Source organism: Cyclobacterium jeungdonense, from assembly GCF_010994275.1.
GTDB lineage: Bacteria > Bacteroidota > Bacteroidia > Cytophagales > Cyclobacteriaceae > Cyclobacterium > Cyclobacterium jeungdonense.
This window is the reverse complement of sequence record NZ_WMCD01000018.1, coordinates 19,015-44,947: the sequence shown is the minus strand read 5'-3', so window position 1 is coordinate 44,947 and position 25,933 is coordinate 19,015. Positions and strand designations below refer to the sequence as shown.

At 44.4% G+C, this 25,933-nt stretch carries 24 protein-coding genes; 11 read left to right on the top strand and 13 right to left on the bottom strand.

Annotation, left to right across the window (positions count from 1 at the left end; all coding sequences use genetic code 11):
• Nucleotides 1-6: 6 nt before the first annotated feature.
• The 4 genes from GKS34_RS22710 to GKS34_RS22695 all read right to left on the bottom strand — a co-directional run bounded on the left by GKS34_RS22710 (nt 7) and on the right by GKS34_RS22695 (nt 4,723).
• Nucleotides 7-723: a LolA-like protein gene (locus tag GKS34_RS22710; RefSeq protein ID WP_163387362.1), complete on the bottom strand. Its 717-nt coding sequence runs from the start codon at nt 721-723 to the stop codon at nt 7-9.
• Nucleotides 724-747: 24 nt separating this feature from the next.
• On the bottom strand, nt 748-2,796 hold the full coding sequence (locus tag GKS34_RS22705) for an insulinase family protein (RefSeq protein WP_163387360.1): 2,049 nt from the start codon (nt 2,794-2,796) through the stop codon (nt 748-750).
• 19 nt (nt 2,797-2,815) lie between these two features.
• The gene (locus tag GKS34_RS22700) at nt 2,816-4,153 is read right to left on the bottom strand and encodes a M16 family metallopeptidase (RefSeq protein WP_163387358.1); all 1,338 of its coding nucleotides are present in this window, start codon (nt 4,151-4,153) and stop codon (nt 2,816-2,818) included.
• Nucleotides 4,154-4,276: 123 nt separating this feature from the next.
• Complete coding sequence (locus GKS34_RS22695) at nt 4,277-4,723, bottom strand: DUF2383 domain-containing protein (RefSeq protein ID WP_163387357.1); 447 nt, start codon at nt 4,721-4,723, stop codon at nt 4,277-4,279.
• Between the two features lie 155 nt (nt 4,724-4,878).
• Between GKS34_RS22695 and GKS34_RS22690 the strand changes: the two genes are divergently transcribed.
• The 4 genes from GKS34_RS22690 to GKS34_RS22675 all read left to right on the top strand — a co-directional run bounded on the left by GKS34_RS22690 (nt 4,879) and on the right by GKS34_RS22675 (nt 9,856).
• Nucleotides 4,879-6,117: a CehA/McbA family metallohydrolase domain-containing protein gene (locus GKS34_RS22690; RefSeq protein WP_163387356.1), complete on the top strand. Its 1,239-nt coding sequence runs from the start codon at nt 4,879-4,881 to the stop codon at nt 6,115-6,117.
• Between the two features lie 136 nt (nt 6,118-6,253).
• Nucleotides 6,254-8,437 (top strand): S9 family peptidase, encoded by a 2,184-nt coding sequence (locus GKS34_RS22685; RefSeq protein ID WP_163387354.1) that lies wholly within the window; start codon nt 6,254-6,256, stop codon nt 8,435-8,437.
• Nucleotides 8,438-8,511: 74 nt separating this feature from the next.
• Nucleotides 8,512-8,883, top strand: coding sequence for a hypothetical protein (locus GKS34_RS22680; protein ID WP_163387353.1), 372 nt, complete (start codon nt 8,512-8,514; stop codon nt 8,881-8,883).
• A gap of 406 nt (nt 8,884-9,289) precedes the next feature.
• The gene (locus tag GKS34_RS22675; RefSeq protein WP_163387351.1) at nt 9,290-9,856 is read left to right on the top strand and encodes a T9SS type A sorting domain-containing protein; all 567 of its coding nucleotides are present in this window, start codon (nt 9,290-9,292) and stop codon (nt 9,854-9,856) included.
• Nucleotides 9,857-9,948: 92 nt separating this feature from the next.
• Here GKS34_RS22675 and GKS34_RS22670 read toward each other — a convergent pair whose 3' ends face one another.
• A complete protein-coding gene (locus tag GKS34_RS22670) occupies nt 9,949-10,788 on the bottom strand; it encodes a sugar phosphate isomerase/epimerase family protein (RefSeq protein ID WP_163387349.1) in 840 nt (279 codons plus the stop codon).
• Between the two features lie 95 nt (nt 10,789-10,883).
• Nucleotides 10,884-11,201 carry a hypothetical protein gene (locus GKS34_RS22665; RefSeq protein ID WP_163387347.1) on the bottom strand — a complete coding sequence of 106 codons (318 nt, stop codon included), beginning with the start codon at nt 11,199-11,201 and terminating at the stop codon, nt 10,884-10,886.
• A gap of 264 nt (nt 11,202-11,465) precedes the next feature.
• Between GKS34_RS22665 and GKS34_RS22660 the strand changes: the two genes are divergently transcribed.
• From GKS34_RS22660 to GKS34_RS22650, 3 genes are all read left to right on the top strand, one after another.
• Entirely contained in the window at nt 11,466-13,934 is a 2,469-nt protein-coding gene (locus GKS34_RS22660) for a bifunctional UDP-N-acetylmuramoyl-tripeptide:D-alanyl-D-alanine ligase/alanine racemase (protein ID WP_240459429.1), read from the top strand.
• Between the two features lie 161 nt (nt 13,935-14,095).
• Nucleotides 14,096-14,758, top strand: a complete 663-nt coding sequence (locus tag GKS34_RS22655) for a hypothetical protein (protein WP_240459428.1) — start codon at nt 14,096-14,098, stop codon at nt 14,756-14,758.
• Nucleotides 14,759-14,766: 8 nt separating this feature from the next.
• The gene (locus tag GKS34_RS22650; protein WP_163387345.1) at nt 14,767-16,479 is read left to right on the top strand and encodes a capsule assembly Wzi family protein; all 1,713 of its coding nucleotides are present in this window, start codon (nt 14,767-14,769) and stop codon (nt 16,477-16,479) included.
• Here GKS34_RS22650 and GKS34_RS22645 read toward each other — a convergent pair.
• Complete coding sequence (locus GKS34_RS22645) at nt 16,469-17,368, bottom strand: M20/M25/M40 family metallo-hydrolase (RefSeq protein WP_163387342.1); 900 nt, start codon at nt 17,366-17,368, stop codon at nt 16,469-16,471. The two genes, GKS34_RS22650 and GKS34_RS22645, sit on opposite strands and share 11 nt — an antisense overlap.
• Before the next feature lie 71 nt (nt 17,369-17,439).
• Here GKS34_RS22645 and GKS34_RS22640 point away from each other — a divergent pair, with 71 nt between their 5' ends.
• A complete protein-coding gene (locus GKS34_RS22640) occupies nt 17,440-18,432 on the top strand; it encodes an NTPase (RefSeq protein ID WP_240459427.1) in 993 nt (330 codons plus the stop codon).
• Between the two features lie 135 nt (nt 18,433-18,567).
• On the opposite strand, the gene GKS34_RS22635 is transcribed toward GKS34_RS22640, so the two are convergent.
• The 5 genes from GKS34_RS22635 to GKS34_RS22615 form a co-directional block, all read right to left on the bottom strand.
• A complete protein-coding gene (locus GKS34_RS22635) occupies nt 18,568-19,836 on the bottom strand; it encodes an exo-alpha-sialidase (protein WP_163387338.1) in 1,269 nt (422 codons plus the stop codon).
• A gap of 444 nt (nt 19,837-20,280) precedes the next feature.
• Entirely contained in the window at nt 20,281-20,538 is a 258-nt protein-coding gene (locus GKS34_RS22630) for a DUF6952 family protein (RefSeq protein WP_163387336.1), read from the bottom strand.
• Nucleotides 20,519-20,833, bottom strand: coding sequence for a thioredoxin family protein (locus GKS34_RS22625; RefSeq protein ID WP_163387334.1), 315 nt, complete (start codon nt 20,831-20,833; stop codon nt 20,519-20,521). The genes GKS34_RS22630 and GKS34_RS22625 overlap by 20 nt, the downstream gene beginning before the upstream one ends.
• 92 nt (nt 20,834-20,925) lie before the next feature.
• A complete protein-coding gene (yjjX, locus tag GKS34_RS22620) occupies nt 20,926-21,495 on the bottom strand; it encodes an inosine/xanthosine triphosphatase (RefSeq protein WP_163387332.1) in 570 nt (189 codons plus the stop codon).
• Nucleotides 21,496-21,525: 30 nt separating this feature from the next.
• Complete coding sequence (locus GKS34_RS22615) at nt 21,526-22,233, bottom strand: YebC/PmpR family DNA-binding transcriptional regulator (protein ID WP_163387330.1); 708 nt, start codon at nt 22,231-22,233, stop codon at nt 21,526-21,528.
• A 167-nt stretch (nt 22,234-22,400) separates the two neighbouring features.
• On the opposite strand from GKS34_RS22615, the gene GKS34_RS22610 reads away from it, so the two are divergent.
• The 3 genes from GKS34_RS22610 to GKS34_RS22600 all read left to right on the top strand — a co-directional run bounded on the left by GKS34_RS22610 (nt 22,401) and on the right by GKS34_RS22600 (nt 25,041).
• A complete protein-coding gene (locus GKS34_RS22610; protein WP_163387328.1) occupies nt 22,401-23,723 on the top strand; it encodes an NAD(P)/FAD-dependent oxidoreductase in 1,323 nt (440 codons plus the stop codon).
• A gap of 102 nt (nt 23,724-23,825) precedes the next feature.
• Entirely contained in the window at nt 23,826-24,236 is a 411-nt protein-coding gene (locus GKS34_RS22605; protein WP_163387326.1) for a DUF4890 domain-containing protein, read from the top strand.
• Nucleotides 24,237-24,399: 163 nt separating this feature from the next.
• Nucleotides 24,400-25,041: a TIGR04282 family arsenosugar biosynthesis glycosyltransferase gene (locus GKS34_RS22600; RefSeq protein ID WP_163387324.1), complete on the top strand. Its 642-nt coding sequence runs from the start codon at nt 24,400-24,402 to the stop codon at nt 25,039-25,041.
• Nucleotides 25,042-25,135: 94 nt separating this feature from the next.
• Here GKS34_RS22600 and GKS34_RS22595 read toward each other — a convergent pair whose 3' ends face one another.
• On the bottom strand, nt 25,136-25,906 hold the full coding sequence (locus GKS34_RS22595) for a ThuA domain-containing protein (RefSeq protein ID WP_163387322.1): 771 nt from the start codon (nt 25,904-25,906) through the stop codon (nt 25,136-25,138).
• Between the last annotated feature and the right edge of the window lie 27 nt (nt 25,907-25,933).

The window sequence follows — 25,933 nt, the reverse complement described above, 5'->3', positions numbered from 1 at the left end:
TTTGGTCTATTCAAACAGAGAATCGTCTAATTTTTGGTTGATTTGAATATCGATCAAGCGAGTTTCCAATGGTACTGGCAATACGGCATTAGAAATAGAGACTTTCATAGGGAATTTAACGCCCTCCACTTCCTGGTAATCTCTGAATTCCACATCACCTGCAATTTCGGCAGTCATTTTTAATTTAAATCCACTTTCTACGCTGTAGTACTCCTTACTATCCAATCCCTCCGTACTGGTTACAAGTAGGGTATAGGCCGGCTCTCCATCAATCTCAGTGTTTTCACCCATTTTCAAGTTAAATCCCATTTCCTCGTAATACAGCTCGGGAAAGGCATAAATATTGGTTTTTAAAGTTTCCAATTGTTCAGGACTTAGGGCCTGAACCTGCCCCATGGCACTCATGTAACCTTCACTATTATTGACTACGGTTTTTTGGACTACGTTTCCCTCCATAATTACCTGTTGCATCATTCGCAGGTTTTCCATGTCCCGGACGGTGCTCATCTCCACGGCCATACCCTGCACTTCGGCCTCCATGACCAATACCAATGTTTTTATCTTCCTAATCTTTTCTGCACCGCCAATGGCCTTCACATAGGCATCTAATACCTCTTTTGGCGTCTTTTCAGTATAAGGTTCGTTATCCTCGGAAAACCTTGCTAAAGAAATTGTGGAAACAAGTAACCCCGCCGTGAAGAACAGAAAAATGAACTTTTTCATGCAAACTGTCTGTGTAAGTTATATTTAATTGAAATCCTGATCTGACAAAGGTACATTTAATTCCAGATTTTCAACCTTGGAATTCAAAGGAACCGGAATCATCGGGCTTTTCAGGACCATGGTTACCGGAATTTTTACTCCCTCAAACTCCTGATAATCAGAATACGTGGTTTCGCCGGAAATCTGATTTTCACTTTTTAACTTCAGGCCGCTATCCATACTGTAATAATTGATCACCTTACCTCCGGTAGGATTGGTAACCACTAATTTATAAGCTGCCTCTCCTTCAATCTCGGCAGCTCCATCTAGTTCCAATGTATAGCCCATGGACTCATAATACAATTCCGGAATCAACCACAGGGATGCCATTTTTACGTCTTCGTACTGCTCATCGGTAAGGGTTTGGGATTGCCCCATGGCACTGACGGTAGCTTCTCCATCCTTAAGGACGGTTTTGGAAGCCTCGTTGCCCATCATCATTACTTTTTGAATCATGCGTTGGTTTTCCATATCGTGAACGGCAAACATGGTTAGTTGCGTTCCCTGCACTTCAGCCGACATTTCCATTTTAGAAGAATGAATTCCTGCTGCCGCATCTTTACCGCCTATAGCTGCAAAATACTGATCCAATACATCCGAAGCCGTTGTATTCACATCCGACAAATTTATTTCCTGCACCTTGTCTCCTTCATTGGAGTACAATTCTACCTCTCCAAACCGAGCCAGGCCGTCTTTGATTTCGGATCCGTTTCCTACCACGGTGATGTATAGGTTTTCAGGCTTCATGTACTTTTCAGCTGCTGCATTGATGTCTTCCACAGTAAGTGCCTCCAGACGTTTCAGGTAATTGCTGTAATAGTCGTCCGAAAGACCGTAGCGGGCAGTATTGATTGCAAAAGTGGCAATGGTATTGGGATTCTCCAGCGACCTTCCAAACCTACCGCTTAAGTTAGCTTTTGCGGTTTCCAATTCCTCTTTTGTGATGCCATTTTCCGCAATATTCCGTATTTCATATAATATCTCATGAACAGAAGAGTCGGTTACCGCATTTCTTACCGAAGTATTAGCAGAAAACCTGGCAATTAATCTATCTGAACCAAAATTGGATCGGGCTCCATAGGTATAACCTTTGGTTTCTCTCAGATTTCCGTTCAGCCTGGAATTGAATCCCTCTCCCAAAATAAAATTCAATACCCGAGTTGCCATGAAATCCGGATTTTCCAGATCCATTTCTACCGGATAGGAAACGTTAATAACCGACTGAACAGCAGAGGAACGGTCGTGCAAAGCCACTTTATTTTCGGCCGGAAGTTCAGGTTTCGCATAGTCGAATTCGGGCACCTCCCCCTTCTCCCAGGATGCAAAATAGGATTCGGCCAATTTCCTTGCCTCGGTCTCTTCGATATCTCCTACCATGGCCAGGTAAGCAATATTTGGCTTGAAGAAGGTTTTGTAATATTCCCGAATGTCTTCCAGGGTTACATTTTCCACTGTTTTCTCAGTCATTGGTTCTCCATAAGGATGGTCCTTGCCATATACGAGCGCATTGGATATCAGATTTGCCAAATAGTCCGGGTTATCCTTTGAAGAAGCAATGGAAGTAAGTGTCTGCTTTTTAAGCTTGTCAAGTTCGTCCTCGGGAAATACCGGATTATTTAATACATCCGACATCAAATCCAGGATTTTATCCTGGTGTTTCTTTAAGGAAGAACCAGAAAGGGAAGTAGAACTTGCACTTAAGGAAGCACCTATAAAATCCACGGCTTCATCCAGTTCGTCTTTGGTACGGGATTCGGTTCCTGCCATCATCATATCTCCTACAAAACTGGTTAGTCCGGCTTTTTCTCCCTCTAAAAGCGGGTCACGGTCCAGGATTAAATAAAAAGAAACCCGGGGAAGTTTGTCGTTGGGGACGACAAACACCTTGAGCCCATTGTCTAAGGTAAAGGTGGCAGGCTTATCAAAGGCTATGGTTGGAGCCGGCCCGGGTTCGGGGAGAACCGACCTGTCCACTTGTGCGAAAACAGTGCCGGTAAAAAGCCAGGCAAAAAGCAATATTGATAGGTTTTTCATGGTTTTCAGCGTTTAAAGATTATTCCTGATTGGCTGCGGTTTGTTGGGATTTTGGAAGGTAGTAAAGCACGACCCTGCCGTCAAGGGTAAGGTATTCATTAGCAACGCGCTGTATGTCTGCCCGACTTACCTCCCGGTACTTTTCCAGCTCACGGTTGATATAACCTGTGTCTCCATAAAATAGCTTAGATTCTGCCAGGTTTTGCGCAATGCCCTCTACAGAGGCATTTTTGCTTACCAAATCACTTTCAATGATATTTTGCAACTTTTGAAAATCTTCTTCTGATATGCCTTCCTCTTGAACCTGACGGATCAATTTATCAATTTCATTTTCCAGGTCCTCTGGTTCGACCCCCATATTAGTAATCCCGTACATGATAAAAATGCCCCCATCTTCCAAATCCAGGGGAATGGCAGCGATTACAAGGGCCTTTTGTTGCTTATCTACCAGTTCTTTGGTCATCAGCGAGGAATTACCACCGGTCAGGTAAGTAGACAGAATTTCCATGGCATAGGCATCGGGATGATTTTTGGGAGGCAGGTTGTAAGCCTGAATGATTGCTGGAATTTGTATATTGTCGTAGATCACATCCCGGATTTCTTCCTCTTTCCTGGGCTCTTCTATTTCGGGCCGGTAAATATCCCCATCTCCCTCCGGAATTTCGCTAAAGTACTTTCTTACCCAGTCTTCAGTCTGCTCGTATTCGATATCACCTGCTATGGTAAGGATGGCATTATTGGGTACATAAAAATCATTGTAGAATTCCATAAACTCATCCAGACTGGCCGCATTCAAATGCTCGAGAGACCCTATGGGCGCCCACTGATAGGGATGTTTGGTATAAGCCCTCGCCAGGGTTTCGGGAAGGATGGTTCCATAGGGCTGATTATCATATCGTTGCCGCTTTTCTTCTTTCACCACCTCTCGTTGGGTTTCCAGTCCTACCTCATCGATTTTAGCATGTAACATGCGCTCGCTTTCCAGGTAAAGGGCTAGTTCCAGGTAGTTCGAAGGCATTAATTCGTAATAATAGGTAATGTCGTTGCTGGTAAACGCATTCAATGCTCCCCCATTACTTTCCACCAAATCTGTGTATTGGCCCCTGTCTATATTTTCGGAGCCTTCGAATAGCAAATGTTCGAAAAAATGCGCAAAACCTGTTCGCGTGGGATCTTCGTTTTTAGAGCCTACGTGGTACAGGACAGAGGTAACCACAATAGGTGTCCTATTGTCCTGGTGCATGATCACATGAAGCCCATTATCCAGGGTAAATTCCCTAAAGTCAATTTTGGTCTGACCCAAGGCCAGTGTTTGTATAAAAAAAACACAAACTAACCAAATAGATAGCTTTTTCATAGGTAAGTGAATATAGTTTCTGGTTGTTACGAATGGTTTTCAAATTCAAACCTCTCACTAATGTAAAGAGTTAGGGTTTAACTTTTTCGTTTGTAAGAAAAAACTTTATTAACATGCCTTTACTTACATTTTAATCTTTTCTACTAACGCTTTTGAAGCAGCAAGGTTTTTTTCATGCTGGCTTGTCAGAATTTGAAAAAAATCCTCGGAAACCAGTTCCGGATTTCGAAGCAATACCCCAAATTCCTTCGTGGCTTTTTTTTCTTCTTCCAGGCAATATTTTGCGATTTCCTTTTCGTTGTCGTGGTCCAGTGAGGTTTTGAAGTTTTTCCAGGATCTTTGAAATAAATTTAAAAACCCACCTTTTTCGATCGGTTGCCCTTCCAGCCGGTAAATCTCAGCTATGAGAGCATCCCGAAGAACCATTTTTTCTTTGGCCCGTTCTATAAAAAATTCTTTAAATGGACCCTCCCCTAGGTTTCTAGCTGCGTCTTTGTATCCCTTGATGCTCTCATAGGTATGTCTGAGGATTTGGTTAAGGTAGTTGATCAGTTTTTGTTGAATAGCCATGCGCAAAATTGTTGATTTTAAGGGCTAAATATACCAAAATGCTTTGGTCCTGCCTATCCTTGCCAGTAATAGCTTGGAAACAGGTTTGATTTTACCCTGGCATTCAATATCTTCACCACAGGTAAAACTATTCCTCAATTAGCTCTCAAAAAGACATGAAAACGAAATTCGGTGGCTGTAGGCTATCCTCCCTTACATGGGGCTTTTTATTGATTTTTGCCGGATGCTCTCCCCAACAGAGTACCCGGCTAATCAGCGAAAATAATTGGTATAAGGGAAACCTACACACGCATTCCTATTGGAGTGACGGGGATGAATTTCCTGAAGTAATTATGAAATGGTACAAAGATAATGGGTATCAGTTTGTCGCTCTATCTGACCATAATATTTTCCAGGAAGGAGAAAAATGGGTAAGCATCCGACAGGATAGCATGTATCGAAATGCGTTTCAGAATTACCTTAACGAGTATAGTGACTCATGGGTAATTTATGAAAAAGAGGGTGAGGAGTTGCGAGTAAAACTCAAAACCTTTGACGAATATGCCCCTTTGTATGAAGAAAAGGAACAATTCATAATGCTGCCAGCAGAAGAAATTTCTGCCGGATACGAAGGAAAACCTTTACACCTGAATGCCACCAATATTGACCAATTAATACAGCCCCGTGAAGGAGGTAGTGTAGTAGAGGTTTTGCAGAACAACATCAATGCCGTGCTTGAACAGCGGCAGGAATCCGGCAAACCCATGATGGTGCACATCAACCACCCCAATTTCAGATGGGCCATTACCCTCGAAGACATGATTCGCCTTAAAGGTGAGCGATTCTTTGAAGTCTATAACGGGCATCCTGCAGTTAATAATCTGGGGGATTCAGCCCGACTTGGTTACGAAGAAATGTGGGATTTTATCAACATCGCCTACTTGGAAAAGGGGCAGCCTCTGCTTTTTGGACTGGCCACGGATGACAGTCACAGTTACCACGAACAGTCCTCCAAACTAGCTAATGCCGGCAGGGGTTGGGTGGTTGTACGGGCCGAAGAACTGACACCGGGAGCCCTCATCGGGTCCCTGGAAAAAGGAGATTTTTACGCTTCCACAGGGGTGGAACTCGAAGATGTTCGGTATGCTGACAACTTACTAAGCATTCGGGCCAAACCAAAAGATGGGGTTACCTATACCTTACAGTTTATCGGTTGTAAAACCGGAGAAAAGGAAACGACCATTTTGAAAACCGTTTCAGGCAATGAAGGCGAATTTGAAGTGGGTGAAGACTTTCTGTTTGTGCGCTGCAAGATCATCTCATCCGAAGCACAGGAAAACCCGGTAGAAAACATGAACAACCAACAGGCCTGGACACAACCCGTAAGGCCAGGCGGAGAACCATTGGGCAATTAATAGTTCGACAGCTAGTTCGTATCAAGTTTACTTTCCCGAGGGGGAAAACAAACAATCTCGTTTTACAGTAATGAATAGTGACCGGTTTGGCATTGGCTCTTATCGGTGACCAGACCTGTATTAAATCAACCCAATCATGTTGCAACCGCTTAAACTATTGGCCCCTTTTTCCTTCCTTTGGTTGACCTTTTCCCCGGTTATCGCTCAGGAGGCAAAGAAAATCAGCCTGGAAGACGTTATCAAAAAAGAAATACATCGCCCTGAAACGGTCAACGGCATCAATTGGATGAAGGACGGCCGCTATTACACAGCGTTGAAAAAAAGAGAGGGTTTCTCGCAGGTAGTTCAAATCAACCTGGAAACCGGCAAAGAATCCCGGATTCTGATCGATGGGAAAGAACTGGGACTAAATTTTAGCAACTACGCCTTTAACCCGGATGAAAGCATGGCACTGCTGGAGTCTGAGGTCGAATCCATCTACCGAAGATCCACCAAGGCTGTATTCCACCTGTTTGACCTTCGCACAGAACAGTTTCGGCAACTTGAAAACGGAGAGAAGATTTCCTATGCCAGTTTGTCTCCTGACAATACCCGAGTGGCTTATGTAAAGGAAAATAACCTTTTTTATGAAGTACTAAGCTCCGGGAAAAAGGTGCAGGTTACTTTTGACGGGGAATCCAATTCCATCCGAAATGGGGCTGCGGATTGGGTGTATGAGGAGGAATTCTCCATGGCAAAGGCCTTTGAATGGTCACCCGATGGCAGCAAGCTAGCTTTTATCCGGTTTGATGAGCAGGAAGTACCCCTTTTTTCCATGCAGATGTGGGGAACCCTTTATCCGAAAAATTACGAATTCAAATATCCCAAAGCAGGAGAAAAAAATGCCGAGGTGAGCATACATGTTTACGATTTGGATAGCGGCGACACGCAACTAATTCACACCGGAGAAGAAACGGACATTTACCTCCCGCGGATATATTGGGCTGGAGACAATAGCATCCTGGCCATCATCCGGCTAAACCGGCTTCAAAACCAAAAAGATATCCTTTTTGCCAACCCAACCACGGGGAACGTAAAAATGATTCTAACCGAAACTTCCGAAACCTACGTAGATCTCAACTACAACGACCATTTTATTTTCCTGCCTGACAATAAGGGCTTTCTGACTACCTCTGAAAATGACGGCTTCAAACACATCTATCATTACGATCTGGAAGGAAACATGGTCCGGCAAATCACTGATGGAAATTGGGAAGTCACCGAATTGGTAGGGGTAGACCTGAATAATAAACGCGTATTTTTCCTCTCTACTGAAATTTCACCCTTAGAAAGGCATTTTTATTCCATTGGGATGAATGGACGAAACAAGCAATTGCTGACTCCGGAACGGGGAACCCATTCCATCCGCATGAGCCCGGACCACCGGTTTTTTATCGATGCGTACAGTTCCGTTACCAAGCCACTGCTAAGCAGACTATTGGACAGTAAAGGTCGCTTGATCACGAACCTGGAAGAAAACAAGGTTTTGGAAATCCGAATGCAGGATTATTCTTTCAGACCTAAAACGTTTTTCTCCTTTCCCACAACCGATGGGACCGAGTTGAACGGATACCTGGTTCAACCCGCTGATTTTGACCCTTCCAAAAAGTATCCCCTTTTGCTATATGTATACGGAGGTCCCGGTTCTCAAAATGTGATGAATTCCTGGGGAGGAACCCGGGATTGGTGGCACCAACACCTGGCCGCAGAGGGTTACGTAGTCGCTTGTGTGGACAACAGGGGTACCGGCGGCAGGGGCAGGGCTTTTAAACACAGTACCTATGCCCAGCTGGGGAAATTGGAAACTCAGGACCAACTTGCAGCAGCAAGTTACCTCGGGTCCTTTCCCTATATCGATCAAGAAAGGATCGGTATCTGGGGCTGGTCATATGGTGGCTACATGTCCTCCCTGGCACTGATGATTGGCCATGACCTGATTAAAACTGCCATATCAGTGGCCCCAGTTAGCAGCTGGAGGTACTACGATACTATTTATACTGAAAGATACCTGCAAACACCTCAGCTCAATCCGGAAGGGTACGATGATTTCAGCCCCATCAGCCATGTAGACAAGCTCAAGGGAAATTTCCTTTTGATCCATGGTACCGGCGATGACAATGTTCATTTTCAGAATTCGGTGGAACTGGTCGACGCCCTGATTTCAGCCGATAAACAGGTGGATACGTTTTATTATCCCAACCGAAACCATGGCATTAGTGGGGGCAACACCAGTTGGCACCTTTACCAGATGATGACTGATTATATCAAAAATAACTTGTAGGCAACCCGGGTTAATTCAGTGTTTTTTTTGGTTTTCAGAGAAATAATTCTAAATTCCCTACTAAAATCGGAATTATGAAAGAAACTATCCATACCTCTCTTCAGACCCTTAGTCTAATCGCAGTGATTGGCCTGCTTGCCTGGTACTTTGTTGGGAGTAGCGTCCCTACCAATACCCTATTTACGTGGATGATATTGGTTTTGATTGTTGCCGAGATTGTTAGTCTGGTATTGGTCGGCAGTACTTTTCCCGAAAGCTACACTTCATTCAAAGTAGGTATAATCGCCGCCTTATTTATTTTGCTTGGGATCAAAAACATGTTGCCGTCTTTTTTTATACCGCTTACGATTGCCCTGATGGCGGTTAACTTCCTGTATAATTTTTATACTAGTAGCAAAAGAAGAAAGGGAGGCTATAAAAGGAGGCGAAAATCCTTGCGAAATTGATCTGCGGAAAGTAACATCTTCTCCTTTTCTCCCAATTCAATTGCCATTCTATGCATTAAAGATTGTTCACTTCCATCCAATCAATGTTCGGTAATGGACAGTTACGTCTTGATAACGTTCTGTCTATCAAATCATTTAATTATTTTTGAAAAATTTATTTTTATTTTTTTTAACTCAAATTCCTTAGTCCGATTACCATTTTTTGACAAAAGCTGTATCAGTACCAAACAAATCAGGATACAATCGTACGCTTTTGATACAACTTATAGCCCTGGGAGCAATCTAAAAGGGTTTCGTTTCAGACATAAAATTTTCACTCTTAGATCGGTTGTCCATTTCCCATTTTTCATGGTATGGCATTGGTAATAATTCAGGAAAATTCAATATCCAACAAATGCACACAACCATGAAAACGTTAGCAACTCTAGTATTGACATTCAGCCTCGCACTTGGAAGTATGGCGGCTGACAAAAGCCTGATGGAAATTTCATCCATAGAAGCGAAAGAACAGCGATTCACGTTAAGATTAGCGGAAGCAGCAGGCCAGGTGATTGTATCGATTTACGATCCGGCTGGAAAACTGATTGATAGAAACCACTATAAGGTAAATTCACCGCTTAATATCCCCTACAATCTGTCTAAGATGCCCGAAGGAAAATACAAGGTGAAACTGGAAACAAAAGAAGAAACAGTGAGTTTTGACGTGGAAAACAGGAAAAAGGTAGAAAAAAAACTCTTGGCTTACGCTAAGGTCATTGATAATAAAACCTTTACACTTAAAGTACTGGGGGTAGAAAAGCCGGGAACGGAGGTAACTATTTTTGACAACAGTCATACTAAAATAGCGACGGATGTTATCCAGGAAACTGGTGGCTTTGTCAAAAAATACCACCTTAAATTTCTGAAATTAGAAGAGGTCTACCTGCGGGTAACAGATGCAGATGGTCGCATAAAATACCTGTATTTAGATTAGGAAGCCCAATCTTATGTATTTTTCATGGAGCTGTATGGCATGGAAAGCCAGCAGCTCTCTTTTATCTTTTCTACCTGACGCGATCTACGGGACTATTGATCTAGAATAGAACGAATAAAATAAATCGATTGGGGGATTTGTGCCACGGACCTGGAGGATTCATCTTCGATGATCAGAAAATCCGTTCCTGCCTTTTTTGCCTGACGGATGATGCCCTCTACGTCTATGTCTCCATTACCTAAAACCACATTAGACTCTACATCACCAGTTCCGTCACTGGTACCGGATGTTCCTTTTTTTCGATCCTTCAGGTGTAGCAAAGGAAACTTTTCAGGATGGGCCTCCAGGATTGCCAAGGGGTCCGCACCTGCCATTTTCACCCAAAAAACATCCATTTCAAAATCGAAATCCTCCGCATTTTCTATCATGTAATCAAACAGTGTTCCCTCTCCATAATCCGTGAACTCATAGCCGTGAGGATGGTAGCAAAAGGTAAGGCCGGCTTCCTTTACCATCTTCCCAGCCTTGTTAAAGACTGATACTGCTTTTTTGGCATCTGCTTCTCCAAAGTTTCCGGAAGTATGCGGGATCCAAAAAGTCACTATATAGTTGGCCCCAAAGAACTTCGCCCGATCAATAACAGCCTGAGGATTATCACGCATTTCCTCGAAAGTTCCGCCAACACTTACCAGCTGCAGGTTGTATTTTTCCAAAAGCTGCTTATACTTTTTTTCGCTCATTCCATAGGTCCCGCCACCTTCTATGTACCGGATTCCCCATTGACTGATGATTTCATGGTACCTTTCTACATCCATTTTCATTTGTTCACGAAGGCTGTAGAGCTGAAGGGCGATTTCCTGTGCCTGAAGGGGTAGTATAAAGGGTATGGAGCTAAGGAGCCATACGTACCAGACTGCCGCAAACTTTTTCATTATCAAGGGTTTATTTGGAAACTAAACTAAGTAACTGTGGGGAATAACTACCTGTTGTGCAAGGAAATGGATTTAAATAGAGGGAAGTAAATAACCTAATCCTCCTTAAACCGATCGAGTACGTACAGGAAGATATTAAAAGAAAGCGTAGAAACCTCTTCTGACGAGGCTTCACCATTTTGAGTCCCTTTATCGCTGATACCTTGGTAGTCCGATCGCTCAGACCCATTTTCATTCTTGGAGTAACCTGAAAACGACCTCTTTTCGGATTTGCCGCTTGATTTATCCAACCGTTTTTCAGGAGTTTGTGGATGGTAGGAAACCTCATTTACCTGTTCACCGGCAATTACCCCTCCTGCTTCGGACTGTCCGAAAGATGCTTCAATTGAAAAAACACAAAATAATAAACCCAAAGATAAAAATTTAAAACTAGTTTTCGAAATTATATTTTGTGTAGCCACCGGACACTCCTGTTTAATTTTTAAAAAAACACGCTCTCGCTTAATATTGTTTCAATAATACTAAAAATTTCACCTGACTGCAAACGTTTTCCCTGAATCCTTTTGTGTAGCCCGATGGTACATTGGCTCCACAAGCGGCGTAAAAGGCTGGGCAATGCCGGGAAATCTATGAATATTACCCTTACCTTTACCACAATTTAAGTAAGCAAATCGGCTATGATCGAGGTTATCCATTTTCATAAATTTGCAGCGCAACAACCAGGGTATTTTATAAAGGGAACCGCCGCTAATCAGATAGAACAGGTATCCATTGATTCCAGAAAAATTCAGAACGGCACCCAGACGCTTTTTGTGGCACTGGTGGGAACCCGAAGCAGTGGCTGGCATTTTGCAAAAGACGCCTACCACAAAAATGTCAGAAACTTTATCTTGCCCTCTGAGGCCAAAGCACCAGAACTTCTAGACAGCCTTTCCGGGGCCAATATCCTTTTTTGCGCCGCTCCATTGGAAGCCCTTCAAGCCCTGGCAAAGCTCAACAGGGAAAAATTTTCGGGCCCGGTAGCAGGTATTACGGGAAGTAACGGCAAAACCATCGTCAAGGAATGGTTGGCTCAGGTACTCTCCGAAAAATACCGGGTCTGGAAAAGCCCCAAAAGCTACAATAGCCAAATTGGGGTAGCGCTTTCTGCCTTGGGGATGGATAGCAGGCATCAGGTAGCTTTGCTGGAAGCCGGCATTTCCAAGCCAGGTGAAATGCAATCCCTGGAAGCTATCATCCAACCTGAACTGGGGATTTTTACCACCATTGGAAGCGCTCATGATGAGCATTTTGAGGACCTGGAAACTAAAATCGCTGAAAAATGCCTGCTTTTTGCCCGCTGTAAGTATATAGTCTACCGAAAGGAACACACAAGAATTCACAAGTATCTGGAGCAACATTTCCCTTCGGAAAGGTTGATCAGCTGGTCTGAACAGACGGGTGCGGATTATACCCTTGCCCTTCGGCCGAATAGAAATCAAACTAAAATCCTTCTGATTGGGAAAGACCTGACGACCTACACGTTTACCAGTTCCTTCCGGGATCCCGCTTCCCTTGAAAATATCCGGCATGTCATCGTTTCTGCCCTGATTTTAGGAATGACACCAGATTCCATACAAAAAGGCCTGGACCTGCTTCATGCCATCGATATGCGGCTAACCGTAAAACAGGGTATCCAACGCTGCCGCATCGTTGACGACAGCTACAACAATGACCTTGCAGGGTTGGAAATCGCCTTGGAGTTTATGAGCCATCAGCGAAAGCCCGAAGGCAGAAAAATACTGATCCTTTCAGAAATGCGTCAGGAGGGAAACCGGCAATCGGTCCTAGAACATACGGTCCGATTACTAAAACACTACCAGATCGACTTGTTTGTAGGGGTAGGACATACTTTTGAGGGTTTTAGGGGAATTTTTCCCTCCGGAAGCACATTTTACCCAGATACTGCTACCCTTCAGCAAAAAATTTCGGAGCTGAATTTAAAAGACGACCTGATTTTGGTCAAAGGAGCCCGAACTTTTCAATTCGAACGCATCGTGGGTTCACTGGAAGCCCAAGTGCACGAAACGGTACTGGAGATCAACCTCAACAGCATTCGGCACAATTTCTATCATTACAAACAAAAGGTAAGTCCCGGCACCAAAGTAATGGTCATGGTTAAAGCATTCGCATATGGAAGTGGTTCTGCGGAAATTGGCAATTACCTGCAGCAAATTGGGGCTGACTACCTCTCCGTAGCCTATCCAGATGAAGGTGTATACCTTAGGGATAAGGGGGTGACCTTACCCATAATGGTAATGAATTCCGGAGCCCGCCATATTGAGCTGCTACTTCAACATCGGCTAGAACCGGTGGTTTACGAGGTCAATGGGTTAAGAGCTTTGGCAATGGCTACCAGAGAAATCGTTTCCATCCACCTGGAACTGGACACGGGAATGAGGCGTCTGGGGCTGGAAGAAAAGGACTTAAATGAAGCAATAACGCTCCTGCAGGAACATCCAAATATTCGTCTGGCGGGGTTGTTTTCCCACCTGGCCACAGCGGATGAAGCGATCCACGATGCCTTTTCCCGGGAACAATTGGCGTTATTTGAGCGATTGAGCCAGGAAATCAGAGTCAAACTGCCCTGCCGTCCACTTTGCCATGTTTTGAATTCGGCTGGGATTATTCGGTATCCGGAGTTTGGAATGGACATGGTTCGGCTGGGCATAGGCCTATTTGGCGTGGAAATCAGCCAAATGGAGCAGGAGAAACTGCAACCTGCATTAACACTTAAAACCGTAGTTTCTCAGGTAAAAACCTTAAAAAAAGGCACCACCATCGGGTACGGGAGAAAAGGAGTCATGGCAGCCGATGGACAAATCGCCACCCTGGCCATAGGATATGCAGATGGATACGACCGTAGATTTAGCAACGGCAACGCTTACGTGCAAATCAAAGGAAGAAAGGCAGCTACCGTTGGCACCATTTGCATGGACATGTGTATGGTAGATGTCACCGGAATGGAGGTAAGGGAAGGCGATGAGGCAATTATTTTTGGACAAGACCCAAGCTTGCAATACCTGGCCGAAAAAATCGGAACCATCCCCTACGAACTGTTGACCAGCATAGGCAGGCGGGTAAAACGGCTCTACGTTTTGGACTGAATTCCCCTTGGATTAAGTTACATTCTCGTGATGAATTGCGTATATTTTCGTTTATTTGTCATTTAGTCCGCATCAAGCAATTGGTTTTCCTGAAATGGAAATTGCATTGCCTACTTCGGGTTATGTTCAGTCAATTCAAATTATTGAAACCTACCTCCCTGATGACACCCAATTCGGTTAGAAAAAACCTAAAAACAGCGGTTTTCTTGCTTTTTTTCACTTGCTTTTTTTCATGTGAGGACACCCTGATGGATGAGGTTCTGGTCTATGATAATGATTTTTCCGATTCCGACCTGGTTTATTTTGAAAAGGGGAGGCTCTACGATTTCAATGACGACACGGTTTTAGGGTATTTCCACAATGAAGAAATCCAGCTAACTCTGCCGGATCTGCCGTCACATAATACTATCAAAGTGACCATTGACTTGCTGCTGCATGACAGTTGGGATGGAAACCCAGACAATATAGGTGGGCCTGATTTCTGGTACATGAATTTGGACGGAAATCAAGTGTTGAGAACCACCTTTTCCAACAGCCCCTGTGAATCCACCTACTGCCTGTACCAATCTTACCCAGATAATTACCCCCGGTTTTACGAACCTAAAACGGAAGCCGTGAGCAGTGACCTTCCTGGCCGCTGTCAATACAGCAACGCCATTGGCTGGACCAGCAGGTACCAAATAACCAAAATCATTCGTCACGGAGAAAGTGAATTGGAGATCGTCTGTGGAGATGAATTAAAACAAGAAAACGCAGCAGACCCCGTGTGTGATGAAAGCTGGTCCATCGCAAGGATTCAGGTTAGCACCATGACTGTAAACTAATTAGACACATGAGAAAACGACTATTCCCTTTTTTCCTGACAGCTGGTTTGCTTCTTCTCAGTTTCCTGGCAAGCATTCCTCAGGTATTTGGTCAAAGTGTGAGTTTGAATTTACCCGTTTATGGAGACTACATGCGTAGGCAGCAATTGCTGGGAAACTTGTCAGAAACCAGCAGTTTTATGATCCGCCCTTTGTATCCAAAAGAGGTCTTCGATAAGTCCAATGGCCTGGACCTGGACGAAACGTTTACCGATGAAGATTTGTCGGACTTTAATTTCAGCACCAAAGACAACAAAGGGAGGTTTCAATTACTCCCCCTCATGATTCGTTCTCAGTTTAATGGAGCCTACGGCTTTGGAATCAATGACGGCCCTATGATTCCTAACAAGGGCATGCAATACCTGATTAATGCCGGGGTTTATTTTGAATACGGTCCTTTAAGTATACAGCTCCAACCGGAAGTCTTGCATGCCTCCAATCAATATTTCCAGGGTTTTCCTCTGGATCATTGGGAGAGTACCTGGCTGCAATATTACGAGTGGCTTAATACGGCAGACATTCCAGAACGTTTTGGAGGTTCCCCTTATACCTACCTATCCTTGGGACAAAGCAGCATCCGACTCAATCTCGGGGAGTTTTCTTTGGGTATATCCAATGAAAACCTCTGGTGGGGTCCCGGAAGAAAAGCTTCCCTGCTGATGAGTAACCATGCTCCGGGTTTTCTTCATCTGACCTTAAATACCCGAAAACCTGTCCAAACCGCCATAGGCAGTTTTGAAGGGCAACTCATTGCCGGCAAACTACAATCATCCGGATTCGAACCCCCTCACCAAAACTATGCTTTTGCCGGTACGCCCCTGTATGTCCCCAAAAGGTCAGACGAAGACTGGCGATACCTTTCCGGTCTGGTGCTTAGTTATCAGCCCAAATGGCTGCCGGGTTTGTTTCTGGGCTTTAGCTCTGTTTCCCAGATGTACCATACAGACATGAACCATCTGGCCGACTACCTACCTGTTTTTAATGGGGAAAAAGGGCCCGAAAGCATTACCAGACCCGATGTGGACAAAAGGAATCAGTTAAGTGCAGGTTATTTCAGGTGGATGGATAGCAGTGGTCATTTTGAATTTTATGGCGAATACGGCTCCAACGGAAACAGTAGGAGTCTTTATGACTTCCTTATCAATCCAGACAAAAACCGGGCTTTTTCCTTCGGGTTTTCAAATCTGATTCCGTTAAAAAGGGAGCAGGAATTTTTTCAAATTGGAATGGAAATGACGCAAACCGGACAAACGGTACGTGAAGTGATTTTGGCGCGCAATAGCTGGTATACGCATCCCCACGTTAGACACGGGTACACTCACAAAGGCCAGGTTTTGGGATTTGGCTACGGCCCAGGAAGCAACGTGATATCGCTAGATGCCGCCTGGGTAAAAGGTTTTAACCGGCTGGGATTTGAACTTGAATACATAAACCACAACAATGATTTCTACTACAAGCGCTTTGAGGAAATCAAAGATTGGCGGAGAAAGTACGTGGATATCGTTCCTTCTCTTCTAGCAGAATGGCGATTTGATAACCTTCTGGTTTCCGGTAAATTTCAATATGTAAACACCCTCAATTACAAATGGTACCTGGAAAACCATCCGGAAATCTATTTTGTACCAGGTTTGGATCAAACCACATTTGTTGCTCAAATAGGGCTTTCTTACCTTATTCGTTAATGCTTTGGTCAATACCAATAAGGGTATCCAGAATGAGTTCGCAGGCTTCTGTGTAAAATTCCTGTTGTATATTTTCGAAGGTATCGGTGGGTTGATGGTAATCTTTGTGATCCTCCACGCCAAAATAGATGAACGGCACTCCTTTTTCATGAAAGGGCCCGTGGTCTGATGCCCTGCTCCAATCCTTTTCCCCAGGACCACCATCGTTTCCCAATACCAGCCGAATGGAGGACATACCCGCTGCCTCCTCTAAAAACGGTCGGAATTCAGGGTAAAACCGGGTACCTACCGCATAAAGCGTTTGATCTTCACTCCTGCTGATCATGTCCATATTCACCACCACCTTGATATCATTTAAGGAAAAAGGGAAATCTCGGATCAAGGCTCTTGCCCCCAATAGGCCCTTTTCCTCCGCATCCGTAGCTACAAAAATCATGGAATGGCGGGGGGTATTTTCAGCAAAATAGGCAGCCATCTGTAACATAGCAGCCGTACCAGACGCATTGTCATCGGCACCATTATAGATTACCTCACCTTTTTTGCCCAGATGGTCGTAATGTGCCAGGACCAGGATTATTTCGGACGTTGTAGTCCCGGGTATAAATCCCAGTATATTTACGCCCATTCCTTCTTCTCCGAGATCGGGTTCCAAGATAAATTGTTGGGAAAAATCCGGGAACTGACTGCTCAGGCCCAGGGATTCAAAGCGATCCCTGATGTAGGTTCCTGCCTTTTCACTTCCAGCTGTCATCGGCGCTCGGCCTTCCATCGCATCGGAGGAAAGTGTCCGGATATCTTCTATCAGTATATTTTGGTCAATATCCTGAGCAGAAACTACCCAAGGACCGGCCCAAAAAAGTAATAAAATAAGCGGGGTAATCGTTTTCATAACAGAAGATTTTACTTTGGCTTGTGTATATTCGTGAAAATACTAAACTTTCACTTGTAGATTTGATTTTGTTGACGAAATATATCCTTATCGCAGGCCTGCTTTTTTCAACCTCCCTGCAAAGCATCGGCCAGAACGAGGTGGTGGATCAGTTTTTAAGCGGAAAGTCAGTCGTTTTTATTTCTGCCTCCACTACGGCAAGTCCTTCCTTTTCCTGGAAAGAACTGGCCGAGGAATTACACCCGTCGCTGATAGCTGCCGGCGGGGACCCCATTGCCTATTACGAACTGGAGGAAGCCATCCTTTCAGATGCCATTAAAAACAGCTATGCTTCCTATTTTTCTCGACGGTTGGTAGAGAATATCGTCCTGCTGATAAGAAAAAATGACGGCCAGTTTTACAGCCATGTATTTCCTTTTACTGGCAACGGTAACATCATCGCACCCGGAGAAAACTGGTCCGGGTCTGCCGAAGATTTGGAGGGAATAAAAAGTCAAATTGAGTCCATAGGTAACGGACGGCGCAGCGAAAATTTTTTGGTAATCGAAGTACCTGAGTATCCCCCCATCCCGGGTATGGAAAATAACTCCACCCAAAGTGGTTACCTTGCTGAAAACCCGCTTAACCTCGATGCCTTTAAATTGGGTGTATTGCTCACCGGTGCTGCCGGAAACGAAGGCTTCCTCACCACATTCCGGCATGATATCTACGGGATGCCGGAGCAACAGGTGGCCGCAGAACAACGGGCAGAGCGAGAAGGTATGGAATCGGTCTTTGATGCCAATTACCCCTATGAGGTGGTCTTTCTGACGGAAGCCAAATCCAATCAGGAATTGATTCAGGATGGGGTCCAGTTTTTATTAATGAAACAGGAAGGCCGGGAAGCGGATCTCATGCAAAGCATGGGCCTGGACCCTACCGCTAGTGGTCAGCCGGATCGGGTGGTGGTTAAATATTTTATCCGCTTTTTGGTGAGAAACGAGCTGTATATCGGAACTACCTGGGATGCCGATCCCGACTGGAGAGTAGCCCTGAAAGCATTTTTGGAGCAATTGTCCCCTTAATATTGAATGACTCTCGGTAAACTTTCCTTTTGTGCTGTTTCCCGGGAAAAACAGCTTCTCGCCTCCAAACTCGCTTTGATGAATTCGGTTTATGACTTGGCGTGATTTGGATAACGATTCAGAAATCGGGCGATTTTAGCCTTCGAACAATTCGTTCGGCTCGTTCCAGTGGATTTTAGCCAGGTAGACACTGCCATCACTACCGTATTTTTCTACTCCTTTTGGTTGCATCCACTCCGATACCGTCACCCAGGTTTCAGATTCGCTGACTTCCGTCACTCCAAAATTACCCAGCCGGGCTCCTCTTTCCGGAACTAATATTCGCTCTGTATCCCGCAATACCACCATCTTCTCCGGATCCACCTTTGCCATAAACAGGGGTGCCCGGTGCCGGAAGACGTGATCGTTATCAGCTCCTCTGCGGGTATAAACCAGGTACAACCCTTTGCTGTGCCGCACCCAATGCTGCTGGGTATTGTAGTTGCCCAAATCACTACCATCATCAAATTTCCAAGGACGGATGGGTGCGTAGTTCAGACCGTCTTCGCTATACGTTACGTATCCTTGAAGGTCATTTCTAATCGTAAGCAGGTATTTCCCCTCAAAAAAAGTTAATGAAGGTTCGTGAAGTCCCCTGCTATCATCTTCTACCGAAAGCGTATTGCCCATTTCTATAAAAGACAACTTCTCCCCATCAAAATCACAGTGACAAACAGCTACCCGGGCATTTTCTCCCGGGGGACTAAAATAGATAGGTAGCAATACGGTTCCGTCGGAAAGGTCTAGCCGTTGAACACAACCAGCACCGGCATTTCCAAATCGCTTCTCATCAGGCATTTCCAATTTCTTCCAGGTATTCCAGGCACCCTTTTCTGAATTAAATACGGCATAGGCCGTGTGGCGGGGCCGGGGGTGTGTCACTTTCCAGTCTGGTGTGTAGACGATGGTGTGGCCCGTTCCGAGTAAAGCTCCTGTCTTGCGATGTCCTTTTGGCCAGAAATCACTGGCAGCTACCGGCCGCTCCTCTCCGTTAATGGTTTCTATCCGGGGTGCCAGCGCTTCCGATTTTTCGGGCTGGGTCCAGGTAATACCCCGGTCCGAACTTTTCATCTGGTACATTCCCTTAAATACATCGCTGCCTTCCAGGTCCAGGGTACTCAGGGTCATAACCACTTCTGAGGAGAAGGGTATCAGCCCGGCACGGGGATGCACCCAACATTGATCCCCGTCAAACAAACGGGTGGGAACCTGTAAGTCCAGGCGGTAATCCAGATCATTCTTCCTTTCCGACTTACCAGAGGCCTGAAGGGATGGCAGGCCAAGCGTACAAAGCGATACCCCGGCAATTAGGCTGTCCTTTAAAAAGTCTCTTCGGCTGTCCGATTTCTGGTTGTTCTCCTTCATTACGATTAAAGTACCAAAAATTTGTGAAAAGGGCCAGTACCATCCCTATTTCCAGAAATGATAAGAGGAAATTATAAATAATTCGAAGAAATCGAGCATGACGAAAAGGTCACACACTGGGATACTCTGATAGGGTATCGGGGCAAGCATGCGAGATTCCTTGTCTGCCGATAGGAAGGCATCAAACCCTTATAAGAAAATAATAAACAGATGAATTTTCAAAGTCAAAAGTGCAAGGAATTATGTAAAAGAACTCGAAAAGGCATTCCTATTACCTATTAATATTTTTGTCCAATTCACCTTCCATCTTCCTGCATTAAGCTACGTTTTTATTGGTAGCCTGCCCCCAGTAAAAAAGGCATGCCCATCGGACATGCCTCACACTTCGTTTTTGCAGATTTAGTTTAGGGTGATAAACAACTTTTCTACTTTTTCAAAGTGCATTTACTTATCAATGGAGCCTACCACGCGTTTCATAAAGGAATTCATGGCCTCCTTTTTATCGGCTCCATCTTTAATCATCTGGTTGACCTCCAGGGTTCCTGACAGATTCGAAAGCAATTCACCTATGACATCCAATTCCTCGTCCTTAAGCGTGCTAATCTCCGTCATGGATTCTAACAGTTCAATGGTTTCCACCACCCAGTCTTCGTCGTTTTCTTCAATAAATTGTAATACGTGCTTAATTATTGGTAATCTCATCAATCAATGTTTTTAGTACTTCTTCTTTATTTGTCTGTACCTGATTCACAATCGCTCCTTTACTGAAAACCGCAAACGTAGGCAGGTTGGTCACCTGGGCCAGTTTTCTCGATTCAGGTAATTTCTCTGCATCCACGTATAGAAAAGTGATGCCTTCGTAGGATTTGCTCAGCCGTTTCATTTTTGGTTTCATTATCCGGCAGTTGCCACACCAGGTAGCCCCATACTGAACCACCACTTTTTCGTTCTCCTGAATGATTTCTGATAAATTATCCGTCGCTAATTCCTGTAACATATTATTGTCCGTTTTATTTCTATGAAGCAGCAAAGGTAATGACTATAACTTTCAATTTCCAATTGATTATCTCTATGGGTCATTGACCGGACTCAATAAAAATTCTTTTGTAAAAAGGGAATCAAGGCCAATATTACCGCCTGTTGGTAATATTCCAACCGGTTGACCACCCCATTGGTAAGGACTCCTACTGCTCCATTACCTTGTTTGGAATTGGTTTGTTGAAATACCCGGTCATCGGCATCTCCCAGCTCCATTCCTTCGCGAACCAGTTTTGAAATCGCTTCCGGAAGAAAGAAGGTTCCGGTTTTGGCTTTCCCGACTTTGTTACTGCCATCCAGGATTACCATCCAGGCAAATGCCACCATTTGGGCCCCTACTTCGTCCACACCGCCTTCGATACCCACCCAATAATCTGCCTCAGGGAATGCCTTTTTGGCCTCAAAAGCCCTGTTGTAGGCTCCGGTATAGGTTTCTACGTCCCCTTGTGGCTGGTCCTTTACGTTTGAGTCTACGTTAAGACCTTCTACAATAAAAGTATCTTCAAAAAGGGATTGAAAAGCGTTTTCCGTGCATTTAATTTTCACCGGATTTTTACTTCCTACAATAACTAGTTTTTGCCTTTTTTGTTCCTGGTAGTTTTTTCTTTTAGGGAATGCCATTGGGTAATTTAAAGTTGGAAATAGTTTGGTTTAGGCCATGTTATGATAGACCTGATTTACATCGTCATCCTCTTCCATACGCTCTATCATTTTGTTGATATCTTCTTCTTGTTCGGCAGTTATTTCGGTGGTGGACATGGGAAAACGTTGCATATCCGCACTAATTACTTCAATACCTTTATCCTCCAGTGCCTTTTGCATGTTGCCAAAATCCTCAAAGGCGGTATACACAAAGATCTCTCCTTCGTTTTCGTCTATATCTTCCAATCCAAAATCGATCAATTCCAACTCCAGCTCTTCCAGATCCCAGTCATCTTTGGGAAAACGAAATACCGCTTTCCGTTCAAACATAAAACTCACGGAGCCAGAAGTTCCCAAAGAGCCGCCTGCTTTGGTAAAATAATGCCGGATATTGGCTACTGTACGGTTGAGGTTGTCGGTGGAAGTTTCTACAATGACAGCAATTCCATGAGGACCATAGCCTTCGTAAACAATTTCTTCGTAGTCTTTTTCGTCCTTATTGCTGGCCCTGGTAATCGCCGCTTCAATTCGGTCCTTGGGCATGGAAGCACCTTTCGCATTTTGTATGACGGTCCGAAGTTTGGCATTGTTGGCCGGATCGGGACCTCCTACCTTTACCGCCATTACAATTTCTTTCCCAAGTCGCGTAAACACCTTGGACATTTTACTCCACCTTTTGAATTTTCTTTCTTTTCTAAATTCAAATGCTCTTCCCATACCATTTTATCTTTTCAGGTTTGTAAAAATAAATAAATTTTTCATTTGGACTAATATCCCATTCAAACAAAACAAAACATATATTCTCCAGGTGGCCTCTTTCCTCAAACTATTCGCATAGAAATTCGTACCAAAAGCATACCCAATCCAACTTAAATACTGCAACTATGGACCATGCACTGCCAAACCTTCCACAATCTCCTTATCCCAAAGTGATCATTGTCGGTGCAGGATTTGCCGGGCTGAAGCTGGCCAGAACCTTGCGAAATAAACCGTATCAGGTAATTCTGCTGGATAAAAACAACTACCACCAATTTCAACCCCTTTTCTATCAGGTAGCTACGGCCGGTCTGGAACCCAGTGCCATTTCTTTCCCTTTGCGAAAGGCTTTCCACGACACCCCGAATGTAACCTTTAGAATGGGAGGAGCCAAACGCATCGACCAGCAGCAAAACAGGCTGTATACAGACATCGGATACATAGACTACGATTACCTGGTTCTTGCGATGGGTGCTGACACCAATTATTTCGGAATGGAGAGCATCATGAAAAATAGCATCCCTATGAAATCAGTCTCTGAGGCGCTATTTATCCGGAATAAAATCATCTCAAACTACGAAAGGGCCATTACCATAGCAGATGAATCGAAAAGAAAAGCCCTGATGAACGTGGTAATCGTGGGTGGAGGCCCCACTGGTGTAGAGCTGGCAGGAGCAGTAGCAGAATTGCGCAACAAGGTGTTTCCAAAAGACTACCCGCAACTCAATTTCGACAATATGAAGGTGGTGTTGGTGGAAATGGGACCATCGCTTTTGGCAGGCATGAGTACGACCTCGGGCGACAAGGCCAAAACATACCTGGAAAAACTTAAGGTGGAAGTGCTGTTGAATACCGCCGTAGCGGATTACGACGGTCTGAATGTGACCATCAATGGAGAAACCCGGTTTCAGACCCATACCTTACTCTGGGCCGCTGGAATTTCCCCCAACTTTATTGAGGGAATCGCGGATGATCAAAAAGCAAAAGGGGGTCGCCTACTGGTCGATGCATTTAATCGACTTCAGTCCAGTCGAAATATCTATGTGCTGGGTGATGGCTGTCTGCAAAAGGGGGACGATTACCCCAAAGGTCATCCACAGGTGGCACAGGTGGCTATGCAGCAGGCCAAAAACCTGGGAAATAACTTCCTTGCAAAACTCAACGCCAAACCAGAGAAACCTTTTCGCTATAAGGACCTGGGAAGCATGGCCACCATTGGCAGAAAACTGGCGGTAGTAGAATTGCCGTTTATCAAGTTTCAGGGATTTCTGGCATGGCTTACCTGGCTTTTTGTTCACCTCATGGCCATCGTGGGGGTAAAAAACCGAATTTTTATATTCCTGGACTGGGGATGGAATTACCTTGCCTTCGACCCCTCCTTGCGATTACTGATCAAACCCACCATTTCAAAGCCTGAGGACCGGGAAAAATTAGTTGCAGAAAAAAAATAAGTACCTGAGCCTCCGTCTTTTTAACATTTCTTAACCATTCTCCATTAAACCTCTTGGAACTTGTCCGGTCTAAGAACTATAAACCAATTATTACAACTTACCATGAGAAAACTAATGATCATTGCCGTACTGATAGGAGCTACTTTCGTACAGGCAAAAGCACAAAGAAGAGGAAACCAGGAAATCAATCCGGAACAGTTGGCGGAACGAATGAGTGAAAGAATGGCAGAAAAACTGGACCTCAGCGAAGAACAAAAGAAAGAGGTATATGCGCTGCATTTGGAAGAGGCACAGAAAAGAAAAGCGCAATGGGAAGCTAGAAAAGAAGAAAGAGAAGCGATGAAAGCGGAAAGAGAGGCTCATCAGGAAAAAATAGCTGCCTTGCTTACTCCCGAACAAAAAGCAACCTGGGAGGCTATGAAGGAGGAAAACCGGTCGAAAGTGAGAGAAGGCCGACGAGGATCAGGAGAACCAATGAGGGGCCGAAGTGCTCCGGGATCGGGCAGGTTATAATTAAGAAATTTTGAAATTTATTTGGGTTTAATTAATGGATGAAAGCCGGGGTCATTGACCTCCGGTTTTTTTTTTATGCTCTTTAATTCTTTTACCTTACTTTGGCCCACAGCCATTAAATCGAGCATTACGTACCCGTCGCACACTGGAATTAATATTACGCATGCGAGATTCCATATGGCCACTTAAAGACACTTATAATCATATGAAAAAAGCCGTCATCGTATTTCAGAAATTTCCCAAAGCAGGATCCGTCAAAACCCGACTAGCCGAGACAATCGGTACAGAAAAGGCAGCCAATTTGTATGCTTTTCTTATCCAGCACACACACAAGCAACTTTCCGAATTGGAAGCGGAAATTTTTGTTTTTCACCTGGGTCCCATTTCTTCTCAAGACTACCCTCAAAAAGGATATCACTTTTATCCTCAGGAAACTGGTGATCTAGGGATAAAAATGGAAAAAGCATTCCAGCAGGTTTTCAAACTGGGATTCAAAAGGGTCTTGATCATTGGAACGGACTGCTACGAACTCAAAAGCGATCACCTAAAACAAGCCTTTGACGCACTTTTGATTAAGGATATGGTCATTGGACCTGCAGTGGATGGAGGGTATTATCTGCTTGGATTGCAAAAAACCTGTGCTACTTTGTTTCAAGGAATCACCTGGAGTACTGCTACTGTTCTGCGGCAAACACTGGAAAGGGCAAACCAAGAAAACCTGACCTACAGCCTTTTGGAAAAGCTTCGGGATGTGGACCGGTACGAGGATTTGGGAAAATTGGAACAACTGCTCCCTGAGCTGTAATGAAACGAACTAGCTTCAAATAAAAAAAAACTCCTAACCCACACCTGGCTTTAGGTATAGTTAGGAGTTTCAAAAAGATTAACTTCTTTACTAATTAAAACGGTCTTCCCAGGGCAGCATACCAAATGCCCCCGTATAAATGATCCAGGAAGTCTGCATCCTGAAAGGCCTCTTCCACGTGACCCAACCCGGTATAAAACAACCGACCCCCGTCGTATTCGTGGTACCAGGAAATCGGATGAACCGCTCCCATACCCATTTTTTGGCCGCCGCGTTCGCCTACTTCATAGGAGGTTTCGTCCAGTTGCACTAGGATGTTTACATCTTCATTGAAATTTTTAAATTCGTACCACTCATCGGTTCGAAGCCATTTATCATTCAGGTGATAAGTAGCGGGATGATCCCGATTTACTACCTCCATTCTGGCAGTTTGTTGCTGAGGATGGTGATTAAATTGTCCTCCGATAAGTTTGGTGTACCAGGGCCAATCGTATTCGGTATCGGTAGCGCTGTGAACGCCAACAACTCCCTTTCCACTTTGCACAAATCGTTCAAAAGCAGCTTTCTGTTCTGCATTGAAAATCGTACCAGTGGTACTCATTAGAATAATTACATCGTATCGTTCCAGGTTTTCATCATTGATAAGACCTGCATCCTCGCTGGCATAGACCTGAAAACGGTGCTTTTCACCTAATTTTTTTAGGGCTACTACCCCTTCCGGGATGGACTGGTGACGGAACCCGGAGGTTTTGCTGATGACAAGCGCACGGAATTGCTGAGCTTGACTTAGGGCAGGAAAAAGGATAAGGGCCAAACCAAAAGCCAGCAGGCCCAGGGTTTTGAGTTTATTGTTCATCGAAAGCATATATTAGATAGGTTAAAATAAAGGACG